General features: G+C 64.3%; 15 protein-coding genes and 1 riboswitch. Of the genes, 5 read left to right on the plus strand and 10 right to left on the minus strand.

Features of this window, described 5'->3' with window-relative positions; translation table 11 throughout:
• From nuoG to AC1DYO_RS06695, 10 genes are all read right to left on the minus strand, one after another.
• On the minus strand, positions 1–2,082 hold the full coding sequence (gene nuoG, locus AC1DYO_RS06650) for an NADH-quinone oxidoreductase subunit NuoG (protein ID WP_477261517.1): 2,082 nt from the start codon (positions 2,080–2,082) through the stop codon (positions 1–3).
• Positions 2,082–2,363: a pentapeptide repeat-containing protein gene (locus tag AC1DYO_RS06655; protein WP_477261519.1), complete on the minus strand. Its 282-nt coding sequence runs from the start codon at positions 2,361–2,363 to the stop codon at positions 2,082–2,084. Before AC1DYO_RS06655 ends, nuoG begins: the two co-directional genes overlap by 1 nt.
• Positions 2,364–2,372: 9 nt before the next feature.
• Complete coding sequence (locus AC1DYO_RS06660; RefSeq protein ID WP_477261521.1) at positions 2,373–3,065, minus strand: NADH-ubiquinone dehydrogenase; 693 nt, start codon at positions 3,063–3,065, stop codon at positions 2,373–2,375.
• Between the two features lie 82 nt (positions 3,066–3,147).
• Positions 3,148–4,452: an NADH-quinone oxidoreductase subunit NuoF gene (gene nuoF / locus AC1DYO_RS06665; RefSeq protein WP_477261523.1), complete on the minus strand. Its 1,305-nt coding sequence runs from the start codon at positions 4,450–4,452 to the stop codon at positions 3,148–3,150.
• Positions 4,453–4,463: 11 nt separating this feature from the next.
• Entirely contained in the window at positions 4,464–5,750 is a 1,287-nt protein-coding gene (locus AC1DYO_RS06670; RefSeq protein WP_477261525.1) for an NADH-quinone oxidoreductase subunit E, read from the minus strand.
• Between the two features lie 22 nt (positions 5,751–5,772).
• Positions 5,773–6,144: a hypothetical protein gene (locus tag AC1DYO_RS06675; RefSeq protein ID WP_477261527.1), complete on the minus strand. Its 372-nt coding sequence runs from the start codon at positions 6,142–6,144 to the stop codon at positions 5,773–5,775.
• A 2-nt stretch (positions 6,145–6,146) separates the two neighbouring features.
• Positions 6,147–7,337, minus strand: coding sequence for an NADH-quinone oxidoreductase subunit D (locus AC1DYO_RS06680; RefSeq protein ID WP_477261529.1), 1,191 nt, complete (start codon positions 7,335–7,337; stop codon positions 6,147–6,149).
• Between the two features lie 9 nt (positions 7,338–7,346).
• Positions 7,347–7,952 carry an NADH-quinone oxidoreductase subunit C gene (locus tag AC1DYO_RS06685; protein WP_477261531.1) on the minus strand — a complete coding sequence of 202 codons (606 nt, stop codon included), beginning with the start codon at positions 7,950–7,952 and terminating at the stop codon, positions 7,347–7,349.
• A gap of 4 nt (positions 7,953–7,956) precedes the next feature.
• A complete protein-coding gene (locus tag AC1DYO_RS06690) occupies positions 7,957–8,538 on the minus strand; it encodes a NuoB/complex I 20 kDa subunit family protein (RefSeq protein ID WP_095087216.1) in 582 nt (193 codons plus the stop codon).
• Positions 8,529–8,894 carry an NADH-quinone oxidoreductase subunit A gene (locus tag AC1DYO_RS06695; protein WP_112394699.1) on the minus strand — a complete coding sequence of 122 codons (366 nt, stop codon included), beginning with the start codon at positions 8,892–8,894 and terminating at the stop codon, positions 8,529–8,531. The genes AC1DYO_RS06690 and AC1DYO_RS06695 overlap by 10 nt, the downstream gene beginning before the upstream one ends.
• 333 nt (positions 8,895–9,227) lie before the next feature.
• Here AC1DYO_RS06695 and AC1DYO_RS06700 point away from each other — a divergent pair, with 333 nt between their 5' ends.
• From AC1DYO_RS06700 to cobG, 5 genes are all read left to right on the plus strand, one after another.
• Positions 9,228–10,427 carry a winged helix-turn-helix domain-containing protein gene (locus AC1DYO_RS06700; RefSeq protein WP_477261533.1) on the plus strand — a complete coding sequence of 400 codons (1,200 nt, stop codon included), beginning with the start codon at positions 9,228–9,230 and terminating at the stop codon, positions 10,425–10,427.
• Between the two features lie 29 nt (positions 10,428–10,456).
• A riboswitch (cobalamin riboswitch) is annotated at positions 10,457–10,661 on the plus strand.
• Between the two features lie 39 nt (positions 10,662–10,700).
• On the plus strand, positions 10,701–11,129 hold the full coding sequence (locus AC1DYO_RS06705; protein ID WP_477261535.1) for a DUF1636 family protein: 429 nt from the start codon (positions 10,701–10,703) through the stop codon (positions 11,127–11,129).
• 2 nt (positions 11,130–11,131) lie between these two features.
• Positions 11,132–12,184 (plus strand): cobalamin biosynthesis protein CobW, encoded by a 1,053-nt coding sequence (cobW, locus tag AC1DYO_RS06710; RefSeq protein ID WP_477261537.1) that lies wholly within the window; start codon positions 11,132–11,134, stop codon positions 12,182–12,184.
• 114 nt (positions 12,185–12,298) lie between these two features.
• The gene (locus AC1DYO_RS06715) at positions 12,299–15,964 is read left to right on the plus strand and encodes a cobaltochelatase subunit CobN (RefSeq protein ID WP_477261539.1); all 3,666 of its coding nucleotides are present in this window, start codon (positions 12,299–12,301) and stop codon (positions 15,962–15,964) included.
• Positions 15,961–17,424, plus strand: coding sequence for a precorrin-3B synthase (gene cobG / locus AC1DYO_RS06720; RefSeq protein ID WP_477261541.1), 1,464 nt, complete (start codon positions 15,961–15,963; stop codon positions 17,422–17,424). Before AC1DYO_RS06715 ends, cobG begins: the two co-directional genes overlap by 4 nt.

Raw genomic sequence — 17,424 nt, forward strand, 5'->3', positions numbered from 1 at the left:
TTATTCCGCCGCCTGCTTGAAGCCGCTCTTCGCCAGCGCCGAGCACTCAGCCATCACGGCCGACGCCCGCGCGATCGGGTTGGTCAGATAGAAATCCGTGACCGGCGAGGTGAAGGTGCCCTTGTTCAGCCGCCCGCCGAGCTTCGCCACCTTGGCGATGTCGTCGGCATTGCCGGCCTCGACATGATCGATGCGGGCGAGATGCGGGTATTCGCCATAGAGTTTGGCGCGCAGCTGCTGCAGCGAATCGAAGGGCAGCTTCTTGCCGAGCACATCCGACAGCGCCCTCAGGATCGCCCAGTCCTCGCGCGCATCGCCCGGCGCGAAACCGGCGCGGTTGGTCTGCTGCACGCGGCCCTCGGTGTTGACATAGGTGCCCGACTTCTCGGTGTAGGCAGCACCCGGCAGGATGACATTGGCGCGGTGCGCGCCGGCGTCGCCATGGGTGCCGACATAGACGACGAAGGCGCCGCCGGTCTTCGACATGTCGATCTCGTCGGCGCCGAGCAGGAACAGCACGTCGCTCTCGCCCAGCATGCCGGCGACATTCTTGCCGCCCTCGCCCGGCACGAAGCCCACATCGAGACCGCCGACACGGGCAGCCGCGTTGTGCAGCACGGCAAAGCCGTTCCAGTCGATGCGGGCAGCGTTGACGGCCGTGGCGAGTTTCGCCGCCTGGCCGAGGACCGCCGCGCCGTCGGCGCGCGCCAGCGCGCCCTGGCCGACGATGATCAGCGGATGCGTCGCCTTCTTCAGCACCTGGAAGAACTTGCCGTTGCCGTCGGCCAGATCCTTCAGCGATTCCGGACCGGCGCCGAGCTGCTCGTATTCATAGCGCGTGTCGCCGACCTCGCCGATAACGCCGACCGGCAGATTGCCGATGCGCCAGCGCTTGCGGATGCGGGCGTTGAGCACCGATGCCTCGAAGCGCGGATTGGCGCCGATAATCAGCACCGCGTCGGCCTGTTCGATGCCTTCGATGGTCGGGTTGAAGATGTAGCTGGCGCGGCCGAGCGCCGGATCGAGTGCGGCGCCATCCTGGCGGCAATCGGTGTTCTTCGAGCCTAGCGCAGCCATCAACTGCTTCAGCGCGTAGATTTCCTCGACGGCGGCAAGATCGCCGGCAATGGCGCCGATCTTCTCGGGCGAAGCTTTCGACACGGCATCCTTGATCGCCGCGAACGCTTCGGCCCAGCTGGCCGGAGCCAGCTTGCCGTCCTTGCGCACATAGGGGCGGTCAAGGCGCTGCGTGCGCAGGCCGTCCCAGATGAAGCGGGTCTTGTCGGAAATCCACTCCTCGTTCACCGCCTCGTTGACGCGCGGCAGGATACGCATCACCTCGCGGCCACGGCTGTCGACGCGGATCGCCGAGCCGACGGCGTCCATCACGTCGATGGATTCGGTCTTGGTCAGTTCCCACGGCCGCGCCTGGAAGGCGAAAGGTTTCGAGGTCAGCGCACCGACCGGGCAGAGGTCAATGACATTGCCCTGCAGTTCCGAGGTCATGGCGCTTTCGAGATATGTGGTGATCTCGGCATCCTCGCCACGGCCGATCAGGCCGAGCTCGGAAATGCCGGCAACTTCCGTGGTGAAGCGGACGCAGCGCGTGCAGTGGATGCAGCGGTTCATCACCGTCTTCACCAGCGGGCCGATATACTTGTCTTCGACGGCGCGCTTGTTCTCGTGATAGCGCGAGGAATCGACGCCGAAGGCCATCGCCTGGTCTTGCAGATCGCATTCGCCGCCCTGGTCGCAGATCGGGCAATCCAGCGGATGGTTGATCAGCAGGAACTCCATCACGCCTTCCCGGGCCTTCTTGACCATCGGTGTGTTGGTGAAGATTTCCGGCGTCTCGCCATTCGGCCCCGGGCGCAGGTCGCGCACACCCATGGCGCAGGAGGCCTGCGGCTTGGGCGGTCCGCCCTTCACCTCGATCAGGCACATGCGGCAATTGCCGGCGATCGACAGCCGCTCATGGAAGCAGAAGCGCGGCACTTCCGCGCCAGCGTCCTCGGCCGCCTGCAGCAGCGTGTAGTGGTCGGGTACAGTGATCTCTTTCCCGTCGACCTTGAGCTTTGCCATCAATTGCCCCCGGCGGTCTTCGCCGTCTCATATGCCTGAAACAGATCGCTCAACCTGATGCCATTGATCATCATGCCGGCGACTTCAGCGTTTTCTATCTTCAAATTGCTCATATTCACATTGCTGAAAAACGCGTTCGAGAGGTTCGCGTCGTCCACCAGGGCCGCCGACAGGTTGACGTTGTGAAACTGCGTGTTCGACAGGTTCACATCGTCAAATCTGGAGTTGCTGACGATGGCATTGCGCACATCGAGAACTTCGCTCCTGTCGTGGACATCCATGCCTGCCCCCTACCTCTTCGCCTTGGCGGCCAGCGTCAGCGCCGCCGCCTTGCGGGTCCACTCGTCGCGGCCGATGCGGCCCTTGAGCGACAGGTAATCCTCGACCCAGGCGATCTCCTCCGGCGTCCATGCGGCGATCTGGGCAAAGGTCCAGATGCCGAGGCCGTTCAGCACTTTTTCAAGCTTCGGCCCGATGCCCGTTATCGCCTTGAGATCCGACGGCTTGGACGGACGCGCAATGGTCTTGGGCTGCCTGAAATCCTCCGGCATCAACCCGGTCGTCGCGTCTTCGGCGACCGGATCCGCCTTCTCTGGCTCGGCATCGACGGTGCGGGCGGCAATATCGGTCACGTCCTGCGCAAAGGTCTGCGCCTCGGCGATCAGGGTTTTGGTCGCCGCGCGCGCCTTGGTGGCGGGGGCTGTCTCGGAGAACCCCAAGGTGCGCTGGTCGAAATCGTCGATGATCGGCTGGAAAATCCGCTGCGATGCCTCGGCAGCACCGGACCATGCGCCGAGCCACACGCCAAAGGCATGGTTGGCAAGGCCGAGGCCAAGCGCTGACATGGCGGCGGCACCGGCGACTGGATGCGCGAAAAGGTTGACGGCGCTGGCCATCTCCTTCGGCATCATCCTGGTCAGGTCCCGGTTCATCTTCTCAAGTTCATCCAATTTGGGCATCAAAGGGTTCGAATACGGCGCCATAGATATCTCCTGGTCGTTTCTTCGTCTGCCCCGCCCCGATATGTCAGTCCCGGGCTTGCGCCCGTATTTCAAAACTCGTCGTCTATTCCGCCGCCACCATCACCGGCTCGGCCCGGTGCGCGTTGCGCGAAAACTCGTCGATGCGCCGCTCCACCTCGCCGCGGAAATGCCGCATCAGCCCCTGGATCGGCCACGCCGCGGCATCGCCCAGCGCGCAGATCGTATGGCCTTCCACCTGCTTGGTGACGTCGAGCAGCATGTCGATCTCGCGCTTCTGCGCCTCGCCGCGCACCAGCCGCTCCATCACCCGCCACATCCAGCCGGTGCCTTCGCGGCATGGCGTGCACTGGCCGCAGCTTTCGTGCTTGTAGAAGTAGGAAAGCCTGGCAATCGCCTTCACAATATCGGTCGACTTGTCCATGACGATGACAGCCGCCGTGCCGAGACCGGATTTGAGATCGCGCAGTGCGTCGAAATCCATCGGCGCATCGATGATCTGCTCGGCCGGCACCAATGGCACCGAAGCGCCGCCCGGAATGACCGCAAGCAGATTGTCCCAGCCGCCGCGAATGCCGCCGCAATGCGTCTCGATCAGCTCGCGGAACGGGATCGACATCGCCTCTTCGACGGTGCACGGATTGTTGACGTGGCCGGAGATGCAAAACAGCTTGGTGCCGACATTGTTGGGCCGGCCGAAGGACGAGAACCAGGCAGCACCTCGGCGCAAGATGGTCGGCGCCACCGCGATCGACTCGACGTTGTTCACCGTTGTCGGACAACCATACAAGCCGACATTGGCCGGGAATGGCGGCTTCAGCCTGGGCTGGCCCTTCTTGCCTTCGAGGCTTTCGAGAAGCGCCGTCTCCTCGCCGCAAATATAGGCGCCGGCGCCGTGATGCATGTAGATGTCGAAATCATAGCCGGACGTGTTGTTCTTGCCGATCAGCTTGGCCTCATAGGCCTCGTCGATGGCGCGCTGCAGCGCTTCGCGCTCGCGGATGAACTCGCCGCGCACATAGATGTAGGCGGCGACCGCGCCCATGGCGAAGCCGGCGATGAACGAGCCCTCGACCAGCGTGTGCGGATCGTTGCGCAATATGTCGCGATCCTTGCACGTGCCGGGCTCGGATTCGTCAGCGTTGACAACGAGATAGCTCGGCCGGCCGTCGCTCTGCTTGGGCATGAACGACCATTTCAGCCCGGTCGGGAAGCCGGCGCCGCCGCGGCCGCGCAGGCCCGAGGCCTTCATCTCGTTGACGATCCACTCGCGCCCCTTGGCGATGATGCCAGGCGTGTTGTCCCAGGCGCCGCGCGCCATGGCGCCGGCCAGCGACTTGTCGAAGAGGCCGTAGATGTTGTTGAAGATGCGGTCTTTGTCCTGAAGCATTTTTCTTACCCTCAGACCGGCTTCTTGCCGAAGACGCGGATGTATTCGGCGACGCCGCCCTTGGCGAGCGCCTTGGCTTGGCCGACCCAGTCGTCGCGGTCGATGCGGTCGTGGAAGGCGAGATAGCCGTCCACCCAGTCGCGCTCTGCCTTCTTCCACGAAGCGACCTGCGCGAAGGTGAAGATGCCCAGCGTATGCAGGATGCCCTCGATCTTCGGACCGACGCCGGAGATCAGCTTGAGATCGTCGACCGCAGCCGGCCTGTCGATGCCGGCTGGACGGTTCTTGTCCTCAAGCGACGGCTTTGCCGGCTTGGCTGCTGGAATCTTGACTTCCGGCGCCTTGAAGGCAGCCGCCGGCTCGGCTTTGTTCCTGGGGCCGCTACGCTGTTTCGAGACCTCCTCGACTTCCGGCGCAGCCAGATTGGCATTGGCAGCCGAATGCAGCGGTGCGGCAACGCTCGCTGCTTTTTCCACCTCGGGCGCGACCTTGACCGGCGATGGCGACTTCAGAGCCGGACTGGTCTCTGGAGCATCGGTCTTTGGCTTGCCGGCCTTGGACGGCGCAACCGGCGCTTCGGCCGGCGCCTGCGAAACCGTAGCGGCCGGCGCAACTGCGGCTGGCGCCGCTTTGGCAGCCTTGGTCGCCGCTTTGGCTTCCTTGTCGCGGGTCGACTTCAGAATCGCCTTTTCGCTCTTCAGCGTCGTCAGGCCGGGGGCCGGCTCCGAGCCGGTCCTACCGTTCTGCGGCCCCGTCGGAACCGTGGCACCCTTGCCCGCATCGTAGAGATCGATGATTTCGGCCAGCCGTTCCGGTGTCAGATCCTCGAACGTGTCCTTGAACACCATGACCATTGGCGCGTTGACGCAAGCGCCGAGGCATTCGACCTCTTCCCACGACAGCGTGCCCTTGTCGTTGGTGTGGAACTGGTCGTGATGGATTTTGGAACGGCACACATCCATCAGCGCTTCCGAGCCGCGCAGCATGCAGGGCGTGGTGCCGCAAACCTGGATGTGGGCACGGGTGCCGACCGGATTGAGCTGGTACTGCGTGTAGAAGGTCGCGACTTCGAGCCCGCGAATGCGAGGCATGCCGAGCATGTCCGAGATGGTCTCGATCGCCGCCTTGGTGACCCAGCCTTCCTGCTCCTGCGCGATCATCAGCAGAGGAATGATCGCCGATTGCTCGCGGCCCTTCGGATATTTCTTGATCCATTGCTTGGCCACCGCCGCATTCGCCCGGTTGAAGGCGAAGGAGGCTGGCTGGACGCTGGCTTCTGCGAGACGGCGGACTGACATGGATTTTCGCTTTTATGTTTTCTTATTGAACCGAACTGGAGACGCGATAGCAGTTCTCAGATTGCCCTAACACGCACACAAACTCTTCTTTACCGCGTTTCAGGCGGACATATTCATCATACCGGTCATCAACCCAAGAGACACAGTAAGGCCTCGGCCGACCAGGCACTTGGGCTACGAACGTCTCGATCGGGCACGCCGGACGGGAATGAATAACAAAATCCTGATCCATCGGCGCGTGCCTCTCGTAGGTGCGCCCCATCAACAAGTCACCTTCAGCGACCAGCTCAAACCCGATCTTGACCAAGTCTCTCGACAGCAGTCGACCATCCGGACCCCATGCGGGAACCTGGGCCGCCATTGCCAGAACCGCTGCGGTGACAAGAGCATTCATTGCTACCGATCGACCTCCCCGAAGACGATATCGAGGGAACCCAACACGGCGGTGACGTCGGCCAGCATGTGGCCGCGGCAGAGGAAGTCCATGGCCTGCAGATGCGCGAAGCCGGGCGCGCGCAGCTTGCAGCGGTAGGGCTTATTGGAGCCGTCGGAGACGAGATAGACGCCGAACTCGCCCTTCGGCGCCTCGACGGCGGCATAGACCTCGCCGGCCGGCACGCGATAGCCTTCGGTGTAGAGCTTGAAGTGATGGATCAGCGCTTCCATCGAGCGCTTCATCGCCTGGCGCTTCGGCGGCACCACCTTGCCGTCGAGGTTCGATACCGGGCCGGTGCTTTCCTTGCCGAGCAGAAGGTCGACGCACTGGCGCATGATCTTGGCCGACTGGCGCATCTCTTCCATGCGTACGAGATAACGGTCGTAGCAGTCGCCGTTCTTGCCGATCGGGATGTCGAAATCCATCTCGGAATAGCATTCATAGGGCTGCGACTTGCGCAGATCCCAGGCCGCACCCGAGCCACGCACCATGACGCCGGAAAACCCCCAAGCCCAGGCGTCGGCCAGCGACACCGTGCCGATATCGACATTGCGCTGCTTGAAGATGCGGTTTCCCGTGAGCAGTCTGTCGAGATCGTCGAGCGACTTCAGGAACGGGTCGATCCACTTGCCGATGTCCTCGACCAGCTTCGCCGGCAGGTCCTGGTGCACGCCGCCGGGGCGGAAATAGGCGGCATGCATGCGCGAGCCGGAAGCCCGCTCATAAAACACCATCAGCTTTTCGCGTTCGACGAAGCCCCACAGCGGCGGCGTCAGCGCGCCGATGTCGAGCGCCTGCGTCGTCACATTGAGGATGTGCGACATGATGCGGCCGATCTCGCAATAGAGCACGCGGATCAGCTGGCCGCGCTTCGGCACTTCGATGCCGAGCAGTCGCTCGGCAGCGAGCGCGAAGGCATGCTCCTGGTTCATCGGCGCGCAATAGTCGAGCCGGTCGAGATAAGGTATCGCCTGCAGATAGGTCTTGTGCTCGATCAACTTTTCGGTGCCGCGGTGGAGCAAGCCGATATGCGGATCGACGCGATCGACCACTTCGCCGTCCAACTCAAGCACCAACCTCAAAACACCATGCGCTGCAGGGTGTTGAGGTCCAAAGTTGATGTTAAAATTGCGGACGGAGGTTTCGGCCATTCTGGCGCCTCAATTCGTCTTGGCTTTTTCATCCCCGGGAAGAACGTAATCCGTCCCTTCCCATGGGCTCAAAAAGTCGAAGTTCCTGAATTCCTGCTTCAATTCCACCGGCTCGTAGATGACGCGCTTGGCTTCGTCGTCGTAGCGCACTTCGACGAAACCGGTCAGCGGGAAATCCTTGCGTAGCGGATGGCCCTCGAAGCCGTAATCGGTGAGGATGCGGCGCAGGTCCGGATGGCCCGAGAACAGGACGCCATAGAGATCGTAGGTCTCGCGCTCAAACCAGTCGGCGCCGGGATAGACTGATGTCAGCGACGGCACCAGCGTCTCTTCGTCGGCCTGGACCTTGATGCGGATGCGCAAATTCTGCTTCGGCGACAGCAGATGATAGACGACGTCGAAACGCTTGGCCCGCGACGGATAGTCGGCGCCGCAGACATCGATGATCGAGATGAACTGACAGCTCGGATCGTCGCGCAGGAAGGTCACCACGTCGATCAGATCGCCGGTTTCAACGGAAATGCTGAGCTCGCCATAGGCCAGCACCGCGTCGTGGACGCGGCCTGGGAGCTTTTCGCCGAGATAGGTCGACAGTTCGCTAAGGGATGCAGCCATGGGTCTACCGTTCGATGGTGCCGGTGCGGCGGATTTTCTTCTGCAGGAGAAGAATGCCGTAGAGGAGCGCTTCGGCGCTCGGCGGGCAGCCGGGCACATAAATGTCGACCGGCACGACGCGGTCGCAGCCGCGCACCACCGAGTATGAATAGTGATAATAGCCGCCGCCATTGGCGCAGGAGCCCATCGAGATGACGTAGCGCGGCTCCGGCATCTGGTCGTAGACCTTGCGCAGCGCCGGCGCCATCTTGTTGGTCAGCGTGCCGGCGACGATCATGATGTCGGACTGGCGCGGAGACGCGCGCGGCGCAACACCGAACCGCTCCGAATCATAGCGCGGCATCGAGGTGTGGATCATTTCGACGGCGCAGCAGGCGAGACCGAAGGTCATGAACATCAGCGAGCCGCTGCGTGCCCAAGTGATCAGCGCCTCGGTCGAGGTGACCAGAAAGCCCTTGTCGGCGAGTTCATTGTTGATCTCGAGGAAGAACGGATCGTCAGAACCGACCGGGCGACCGGTATTGGGGTCGATCAGGCCCTTGGGCTTGGGCGCGACGAGCGTACCGGAACTGTCGTTCAATCCCATTCCAGCGCTCCTTTTTTCCATTCATAGGCAAAGCCGATGGTCAGCACCGCCAAAAACACCATCATCGACCAGAAACCGAGCATGCCGATCTTCGAGAACGACACCGCCCACGGGAACAAGAAGGCCACTTCCAGATCGAAGATGATGAACAGGATCGACACCAGGTAGAAGCGGATGTCGAACTTCATGCGGGCATCGTCGAACGAGTTAAAGCCGCACTCATAGGCGGAAAGCTTTTCCGGGTCGGGATTGCGGTAGGCCACCAGGAACGGCGCGATGATAAGCGCCAGGCCGACGACCGCCGCCACGGCGATGAAGAGGACGATGGGCAGGTACGAACTGAGCAATGCGTTCATGCTGCGGCTTTCCGTTGGCGGCCAATCCACTTTGATTACAGCAACCAATCCTAATGCGGAAGCGTGACAGTTTAACCGCTGAACCGTTTTAGGTGCCTATGCTGCAACGCGGCGAGGGTTAGCGCAGGGCTTTCGGCGAAGCAAGTCAAACCTTGTTCAAAACGCAGTGCTGGACGGCAGGTCGGGAAAAACTGGTCCGATCCGCTCCTGTTTGATTTCCTTCGCTTTTTACTCCACTTTTGTCTCCTGACATGTCTCCCGCCACAAGCCTGCTAGCATCGCCGGAATCACCGGCTAAAAATACGGCAACAGGACCAGGGCAAAGGCATCTTGATGAAGGACAAAATATCGCTCGCCATGGCCAGGCGGATCGCGCTTGGCGCGCAGGGTTTTATCGACCCGCGGCCGGGCGGCACACCGGACCGCCGCCACTTTGCTCGGGTGCTTTCGCGCACCGGCCTGCTGCAGATCGATTCCGTCAGCGCCGTGGTGCGCGCTCACTATATGCCGCTCTACTCCCGCCTTGGTCCCTACCCGCTCGCTCTGCTGGACAATGCCGCCGTCACCCGCAAGCGCACCGTGTTCGAATACTGGGCGCATGAGGCCTCCTTCCTGCCCGTCGAGACCTGGCCGCTGATGCGCTGGCGCATGCAGCGCGCCGAGAGCGGCGACGAAATGTATCTGGGCCTCGCCAAATGGGGCCGCGAGCACGCCGCCTATATCGAGGAGATCTACCGAGCGGTCGCCGAGCGCGGTCCTATCGCGGCTTCCGCGCTGGAAGGCCAGAAGGGTTCGGGCGGCTGGTGGGGCTGGAGCCACGCCAAGCACGCCTTTGAATGGCTGTTCTGGGCCGGACGCATCACCACGGCGCACCGCCGCGGCTTTGAGCGCTTCTACGATCTGCCCGAGCGCGTGCTGCCGCAGGCGATCCTCGATCTGCCGGTGCCGGCGGCCGAGGACGCGCACCGCGAATTGCTACGCATTTCCGCTCGTGCCCATGGCATCGCGACGTCAGGCGATTTGCGCGACTATTTCCGCCTGTCGCCGGCCGACATGAAGGGCCGGCTGGAGGAACTGGTCGAGATGGGTGAGCTGCTGCCGGTGCGCGTCGAAGGCTGGGACAAGCCGGCTTACCTCTATAAGGATGCCCGTCTGCCACGCAGGATAGAGGCTCGCGCCCTGCTGGCGCCGTTTGACCCGGTCGTCTTCGAGCGCTCGCGCAGCGAGCGTCTGTTCGATTTCCACTACCGTATCGAGATCTACACCCCTGCCGACAAGCGCCAGTATGGCTACTACGTCCTGCCCTTCCTGCTCGGCGACCGGATCGTGGGGCGCGTCGACCTCAAGGCCGATCGCCCGGCCAGTGTGCTCCGCATCCATGCCGCCTATGCCGAGCCCGGCGCGCCGCCGGAGACCGCCGCGCAACTCTTCGAGGAATTGAAGCAGATGCAGGGCTGGCTTGGGCTTGAGCGGATCGAGGTGACGCCTGCCGGCGACCTTGGACAGCCTTTGGCCGACATCGCGGTGTCGTAGCCGTGCGTTGACATCGCCGCCCGCAAAAGCCTAAATCCGGTCCAGACGGTCCCCTGCCCGCAACGGCTGGGGCCAAGAGGGAATGCGGTGCGGGACTTCGGTCTCAAATCCGCGGCTGTCCCCGCAACTGTAAGCGAAGAGCCAAGGCCGAAAGCCACTGGATAACACCGGGAAGGCGGCTAACCAAGGCGACGACTCGCGAGCCAGGAGACCTGCCGTCTGCGACTATAGAATCCGATCGCCCGGCGGGTTTCCGGGCAAGGAGCCCGGTTTTTGGACCAGAACAGCAGTTTTTCGGCTGGCACAGCGGATGTTTCGTCCGCCGATAGCGACGCATTGACTGGCGTGACCGTCATCGTCTGCGCCTCCTGCCGCGACGAGAGCGGCTCCGACGCCCACCCCCGCGCCGGCGAATTGCTGGCCGACGACACGCGTCGCGTCGCAGCCGAAGACAACATCCGCGTCCGCACCGTCGAATGCCTCGGCAATTGCAAGCGAAGGCTGAGCGCCGCGATCCTGCGCGACGGCTGCTGGAGCTATGTCTTCGGCGATTTGACCCCGACCAGCGGCGCCGATCTCGTCACCGGCGCAAAACTCTTCGCCACCTCGACCGACGGCCTCATCCCCTGGCGCGGACGGCCCGATAGCCTCAAGCGCGGCCTCGTTGCCCGCCTTCCACCCCTCGACATGCTGAAGGACTGACCATGAACGCTCCAAATCCGGCCGGCAATCTCTCCCGTGTTCCCTGCACCGTCGTCACCGGCTTTCTCGGCGCCGGCAAGACGACGCTGGTCCGCCATCTCCTGGAAAACGCCGGCGGCAAGCGCATTGCCATCATCGTCAACGAGTTCGGCGACATCGGCATCGACGGCGAAATCCTGAAAGGCTGCGGCATCGACACCTGCCCCGAGGAAAACATCGTCGAACTGGCCAATGGCTGCATCTGCTGCACCGTCGCCGACGACTTCGTGCCCGCCCTCGACAAGATCCTGGCGCTGACACCGAAGGTCGACCACATCCTGATCGAAACCTCAGGCCTCGCTCTGCCCAAGCCGCTGGTCCAGGCGTTCCAGTGGCCAAGCGTGAAGAGCCGGGTCACGGTCGATGGCGTCATCGCCGTGGTAGACGGCCCGGCACTGGCCGAGGGCCGCGTCGCCAACGACATGGACGCCTTGCAGGCACAGCGCGTCCAGGACGAGACGCTCGACCATGACGACCCGGTCGAAGAAGTCTTCGAGGACCAGATCGCCTGCGCCGACTTGATCATCCTGTCGAAGAGCGATCTGATGGATTCAGCCGGTTCGGCCCGCGCCAACGCCATCATCAATGAACACTCCGCCCGCGCCGTGAAGATCGTGCCGACGGCGCACGGCAAGGTCGATCCATCCGTATTGCTCGGCCTCGGCCTCGCCGTCGAGGACGACATCGAGAACCGCAAGTCGCACCATGACGGCGCTTTCGACCACGAGCATGACGACTTCGACACCTTCATCGTCGACATTCCCTCGATCGCCAATCCCGACGAGCTGGCCAAACGCGTCGCCACAATTGCCGAAGAAGAGAATGTGTTGCGCGTAAAAGGCTTCGTCGATGTCGGCGGCAAGCCAATGCGGCTTCTGCTGCAGGCCGTCGGCCCGCGCGTCAACCATTACTATGACCGCGCCTGGACGGCCGAGGACGACCGCCGCTCGCGCCTCGTCGTCATTGGCCTGAAGGGGCTGAACCGTCCGGCGATCGAGCGTATACTCGCCGGCTGACCCAGGAGCAATTCCAGGAAAAGTGTGGAACGGTTTTCCCACAGGAATTGCGTAAAAACAAGGAGATAGAGCGGTTCGCCGTTTCCGTGAAACGGTGAAACGCGCTAGGCCGCAATGCATATACTCACCACGACCTCCGCCTCGCTCGACGATCTCGCCGAGCCAGTTGATCTCAGGCAGACGCCGGCGGATATCGTGGCCTTGTCCTTCACCGACAGCGATCTCGCCGGCCTGGCGGCGGCGTGGAAGGCCGACGCCGGCCGCCTGCCCTCGATGCGGCTGGCGGCGCTGCGCGACCTGCGCCATCCCATGTCCGTCGACCTCTGGGTCGACAGCGTCGCCCGCCACGCCAAGGTGATTTTGGTGCGCATCCTCGGCGGCTATGACTGGTGGCGCTACGGCTGCGACCAGCTTGCCGCGACTGCCCGCGCGCGGGGCATCAAGCTGGCGCTGCTGCCCGGCGAAAGCCACGACGAGGATCTCAGGCTGATCGAAGCCTCGACCCTGCCGCGCGCGGAACTGGACGCGCTGCTGGGGTATTTCCGCGAGGGCGGGCCAGAGAATATGACGGCACTGATGCAGCGGCTGGCTGGATTGGCCGGGTCGGATGTCGCGGCGGCTGAGCCGGTGGCGGTGCCGAAGGCTGGCTACTACGAGCCGGGCAGCGGCGTCGTTCCCCTCCCCCTCGAGGGGAGGGTCCGGCCGCAGGCCGGGGGTGGGGTCCTCTCCGAAGCGCGCCGACCTAAAGAAGCGCCACATCCAGTCGTACCGACCCCACCCGGCCCTGCGGGCCACCCTCCCCTCGAGGGGGAGGGAGACGCCGCTCCCATCATCCCCATCCTCTTCTACCGCTCAATGCTGCTGGCCGCCGATGTCGCGCCCATCGACGCGCTTTTTGCAGCACTCCGCCAGCGCGGCATCACCCCTGTTCCAATCTTCGTCTCCAGCCTCAAAGACCCAACCTCGCTCGCCTTCGTCGAAACAGCACTTGCCTCGCTAAAACCCGCCGCCATCATCACCGCGACCGCCTTTGCCTCCGGCGCCGAACCGGGCGTCGAAACCCTGTTCGACCGCGCCGGCGTGCCGGTCTTCCAAGTCATCGTCGCCACCACCCGCCGCGACGTCTGGGACAACAACCAGCGCGGCCTGGCACCGGCCGACCTTGCCATGCATGTCGTGCTGCCCGAACTGGACGGCCGCATCCTCGCCGGCGCGATTTCCTTCAAGGGCGAAAGCGAGACCGACCCCGCACTCGGCCACCGCGCCTTCGCCAACCGGCCGGAGCCGGATCGCGTGGCGCAGGTGGCGGATAGGGTAGCGGCTTTCATCCGGTTGCAGGAGGCGCCCCGCGCCAAGCGCAAGCTGGCGATCGTGATCCCGGACTATCCGAGCGCCCCCGGCCGCACCGGCTATGCCGTGGGCCTGGATGTGCCGTCGAGCGTGCTGGCCATGCTGCATGACCTGAAGGAGCAGGGTTATGTGGTTGAAGGGATTCCGCAAACCCCGCGTGGGTTGCTGGATGCGTTGGAGCGCAGCGGTGATGGGTTGTGGTTGGAGGAGTATCTCGACTTATCGAAGGAGTTGCCGGTTGAGGCAATTGCCAAAGTAGCGGCCGCTTGGGGAAAGGCTGAAGACGAGACGGGTTTGCGCGAGGCGCCCCCCTCTGTCCTGCCGGACATCTCCCCCACAAGGGGGGAGATTGTGCCGTCATCTCCGCTTTCGCTAATCTCAACCGTTGCAGGAAGAGAGCCGGCAACGGAACTGCCAATCTCCCCCCAAGTGGGGGAGATGTCCGGCAGGACAGAGGGGGGCGCGACAGAACGCCGACATTCGCGGAGCACTCGCGAAAAACACTTCCCCTTCCGCGCCGCCATCTTCGGCAACGTCACCGTCGCCCTTGCCCCCGACCGTGGCCGCTCGGCCGATCGCCGCGCCGACTACCACGACCCGACACTCCCGCCGCGCCACGACCTGATCGCCTTCGGCCTGTGGCTGCGCAAATCCCTAGGCATCCACGCCCTCATCCATGTCGGCGCCCACGGCACGCTGGAATGGCTGCCCGGCAAGACGGTCGCGCTGTCGCAAGCCTGCTTTCCCGAGATCGTCACCGGCCCGCTGCCCGTCATCTACCCCTTCATCGTCTCCAACCCCGGCGAGGCGGCACAAGCCAAGCGGCGCATCGCCGCCGTCACCCTCGGCCATCTGCCGCCGCCGCTGACTGGTGCTGGCCTTGACGAGGAGCAGCACAAGCTCGAACGGCTGGTCGACGAATACGCCCAGGCCGACGGCCTCGACCGCCGCCGCCGTGATCGGCTGGCGAAACTGATCGTCGACACCGCGCAAAAAACCGGGCTTGCCTCCGAAGCCGGTGTCGCCAGGACCGACGCGCCCGACGAGGCGCTGCGCCGCATCGATGCCTGGCTCTGCGACCTCAAGGATTTCGCCATCAAGGACGGCCTGCACATCTATGGCCGCACACCAAACGACGAGCCCGACGCCATGCGCCGGCAAAGCGCCGAAGCCGAGAAGACGGCGCTGCTTGCCGCGCTGGACGGCCGCCATGTCAAGGCAGGTCCGGCCGGCGCACCGGCGCGCGGCCGTTCCGACGTGCTGCCCACCGGCCGCAACCTCTTCACCTCAGACCCGCGCACCATGCCGACGCCGACCGCCTATGATCTGGGCAAGGCGGCGGCGGAAGAAGTCGTGCGCGGCTACATGCAGTCGCATGGCGACTGGCCGCGCTCGCTGGTTATCGATCTCTGGGGCTCGGCCTCGCTGCGCACCGGCGGCGAGGAGATCGCGCAAGGCCTGGCGCTGATGGGCTGCCGGCCGCAATGGGATTCTGCCACCGGCCGCATCACCGGCATCGAGGTGCTGCCGCCGGCCACCCTCAGCCGGCCGCGCGTCGATGTCACCTGGCGCATTTCAGGCCTGTTCCGCGACATGTTCCCGACCCAGATCGCGCTGATCGACGCCGCCGCCAACGCGGTCGCCGCCCGCGACGAGGACGATTCGCAAAACCCGCTCGCCGCAAAGACCCGCGCCGACGGCAAGATCAGCCCGCGCATCTTCGGTACCTCGCCCGGCACCTATGGTGCCGGCGTCGAGGATCTTTTGTCGAGCGGCGACTGGGGCGCGCGCGAAGAGATCGGCCGCGCCTATCTCGACGCGACATCGCATGCCTATGGCGGCGCCGAGGGCGAAGGCATCGCCTCGCCCGGCGCGTTCGAAACCCGCATCGCCGAGGCCGATCTGCTGGTCCACACCGGCGACGACCCCGGCCGCGACATTCTCGAAGGTTCCGCCGACGTCGCCTTCATCGGTGGCTTTTCGGCGGCGCTTGCAGCACTCGGCCGGAACGCCGACGTCATCGTCCTCGACACCACGGACGCGCAAAAGCCAAAACCGCGCTCGGTCAGCGAGGCAGTATCGCGGGTGGTGCGGGCACGCGCCGTCAATCCTCGCTTCATATCTGGCCAGATGCGGCACGGCCCGCGCGGCGCCTCCGAATTCGCCGAGACGGTCGACCGTCTCATCGGCTTCGCCGAGACCACCCACGCTATTTCAGGTGCGCTGATCGAGGCCGTGCACGACGCCTATGTCGGCGATCCCGATGTCCGTGCCTTCATCCTGCGCGAAAACCCGGCCGCCGCCAAAGTGATCGCCGAACGCTTCCTGTCGGCGCGTCGGCGCGGGCTCTGGCATCCCCTGCGCAATTCCGTCGACGACGATCTCGCGGCCTTGATCACCGAAGCCGAGGCGCTCGGGGTCGCGGCATGAACGCCTTTTCGCGCCGCGGCGCATGCCCGGCCCTGTCGGCGCCGATGCAGACCGGCGACGGGCTGTTGGTGCGGCTCAACCCGGTCGCTGGAGGATTGTCGCCGAAGCTTCTGATCGGACTCGCTGAATCCGCCTTAAAGCACGGCAACGGCATCATGGAAGTCACCGCGCGCGGCAGCTTGCAGATCCGCGGCCTGACGGAAGCAAGCGCGCGGCTGCTAGCAGCGGAGGTCGATGCGCTGGGCATTGCGGTACGTACCGGCGTGCCGGTGGAGACCGGCCCGCTGGCCGGGCTCGACCCGCAAGAGGTCGCAGACCCGCGCCCGCTGGCCGAACGCATTCGGACCGCCACCGAGGAGGCAGGGCTGTCACAACGCCTCGGCCCGAAGGTTTCGGTTGTCGTCGACGGCGGCGGGCAACTGGCCATGGATGCGGTCACGGCCGATGTCAGGTTGAATGCGATGCGGGCCGGCGCTGGCACCCTGTGGACTGTATCTGTTGCCGGCGCGAAACCACTCGTCCTGGTCGAACAAGATGCGGCCCGTGACATCGCCGTTGCCGTGCTCAGGATGGTTGCCGAGAAAGGCCGTGAGGCCCACGCGAGGGATTTGTCGGAGAGGCAATTGGCTTCTCTCGCAGGTTGGCACTCTGTCGCGCCCCCCTCTGTCCTGCCGGACATCTCCCCCACAAGGGGGGAGATCAGCAGCTCCTCTGCCGGCACTCCAACTGCAGCGTTGATGATTGGCGAAATCCGAGATGAGAGCTCAATCTTCCCCCTTGCGGGGGAGATGTCCGGCAGGACAGAGGGGGGCGCGAAGGATCGCAGGCCTATCGGAACTTTCGAGTTGAACGCAACCACCATCGTCCTCGGCATCGCCCTCCCCTTCGGCAGCATGCCGGCCGAAAAACTCATCGCCCTCATCCAAAGTGCCCTCACCCTCGGCACCACCGAAATCCGCCTCGCCCCAGGCCGCGCTTTGCTCTTCCTCGGCCAACCACCTACCGCAAACCACCCCCTCCAAGCCACCGCCGCCGCACTCGGCTTCGTCACCTCCCCCTCCGATCCGCGCACCCGCATCGCCGCGTGCCCCGGCACCCCGGCCTGCGCCTCCGGCCGCATCGCCACCCGCGACATCGCCGAGACCATCGCCGCGCAAAACGCCGACATTCTCGACTTCACGCTGCACATTTCCGGCTGCGCCAAGGGCTGTGCGCATCCCGGTTCGGCGGCGCTAACTCTGGTCGGCGGCGAAAACGGAGCCGGACTTGTCGTGAACGCGACGGCAAAGGCCCTTCCTGCGGGTTACAGGCCGGGCTATGACGCCGCGCGCGGCGTCAGTCGCGTCGCCGCGATGGTCCGCAGCGCACGAAATCAAGGCGAAACCGCCACCGCTTGCCTGACAAGGCTTGGGCCGGCGGCTATCGCCGAGGCTTACCGACAAACTAAAAAACGGAAATGA

The sequence above is a fragment of the Mesorhizobium sp. P2_F5 genome (assembly GCF_056403715.1).

What these genes read in the sequence shown, in the direction of transcription:
- AC1DYO_RS06700 (WP_477261533.1), top strand. Translation starts at nt 9,228, where the DNA reads ATGAAGGACAAAATATCGCTCGCCATGGCCAGGCGGATCGCGCTTGGC.
- AC1DYO_RS06675 (WP_477261527.1), bottom strand. Translation starts at nt 6,144, where the DNA reads ATGAATGCTCTTGTCACCGCAGCGGTTCTGGCAATGGCGGCCCAGGTT.
- AC1DYO_RS06670 (WP_477261525.1), bottom strand. Translation starts at nt 5,750, where the DNA reads ATGTCAGTCCGCCGTCTCGCAGAAGCCAGCGTCCAGCCAGCCTCCTTC.
- cobW (WP_477261537.1), top strand. Translation starts at nt 11,132, where the DNA reads ATGAACGCTCCAAATCCGGCCGGCAATCTCTCCCGTGTTCCCTGCACC.
- AC1DYO_RS06655 (WP_477261519.1), bottom strand. Translation starts at nt 2,363, where the DNA reads ATGGATGTCCACGACAGGAGCGAAGTTCTCGATGTGCGCAATGCCATC.
- AC1DYO_RS06715 (WP_477261539.1), top strand. Translation starts at nt 12,299, where the DNA reads ATGCATATACTCACCACGACCTCCGCCTCGCTCGACGATCTCGCCGAG.
- AC1DYO_RS06690 (WP_095087216.1), bottom strand. Translation starts at nt 8,538, where the DNA reads ATGGGATTGAACGACAGTTCCGGTACGCTCGTCGCGCCCAAGCCCAAG.
- AC1DYO_RS06660 (WP_477261521.1), bottom strand. Translation starts at nt 3,065, where the DNA reads ATGGCGCCGTATTCGAACCCTTTGATGCCCAAATTGGATGAACTTGAG.
- AC1DYO_RS06680 (WP_477261529.1), bottom strand. Translation starts at nt 7,337, where the DNA reads ATGGCCGAAACCTCCGTCCGCAATTTTAACATCAACTTTGGACCTCAA.
- nuoG (WP_477261517.1), bottom strand. Translation starts at nt 2,082, where the DNA reads ATGGCAAAGCTCAAGGTCGACGGGAAAGAGATCACTGTACCCGACCAC.
- nuoF (WP_477261523.1), bottom strand. Translation starts at nt 4,452, where the DNA reads ATGCTTCAGGACAAAGACCGCATCTTCAACAACATCTACGGCCTCTTC.
- AC1DYO_RS06685 (WP_477261531.1), bottom strand. Translation starts at nt 7,952, where the DNA reads ATGGCTGCATCCCTTAGCGAACTGTCGACCTATCTCGGCGAAAAGCTC.
- AC1DYO_RS06695 (WP_112394699.1), bottom strand. Translation starts at nt 8,894, where the DNA reads ATGAACGCATTGCTCAGTTCGTACCTGCCCATCGTCCTCTTCATCGCC.
- cobG (WP_477261541.1), top strand. Translation starts at nt 15,961, where the DNA reads ATGAACGCCTTTTCGCGCCGCGGCGCATGCCCGGCCCTGTCGGCGCCG.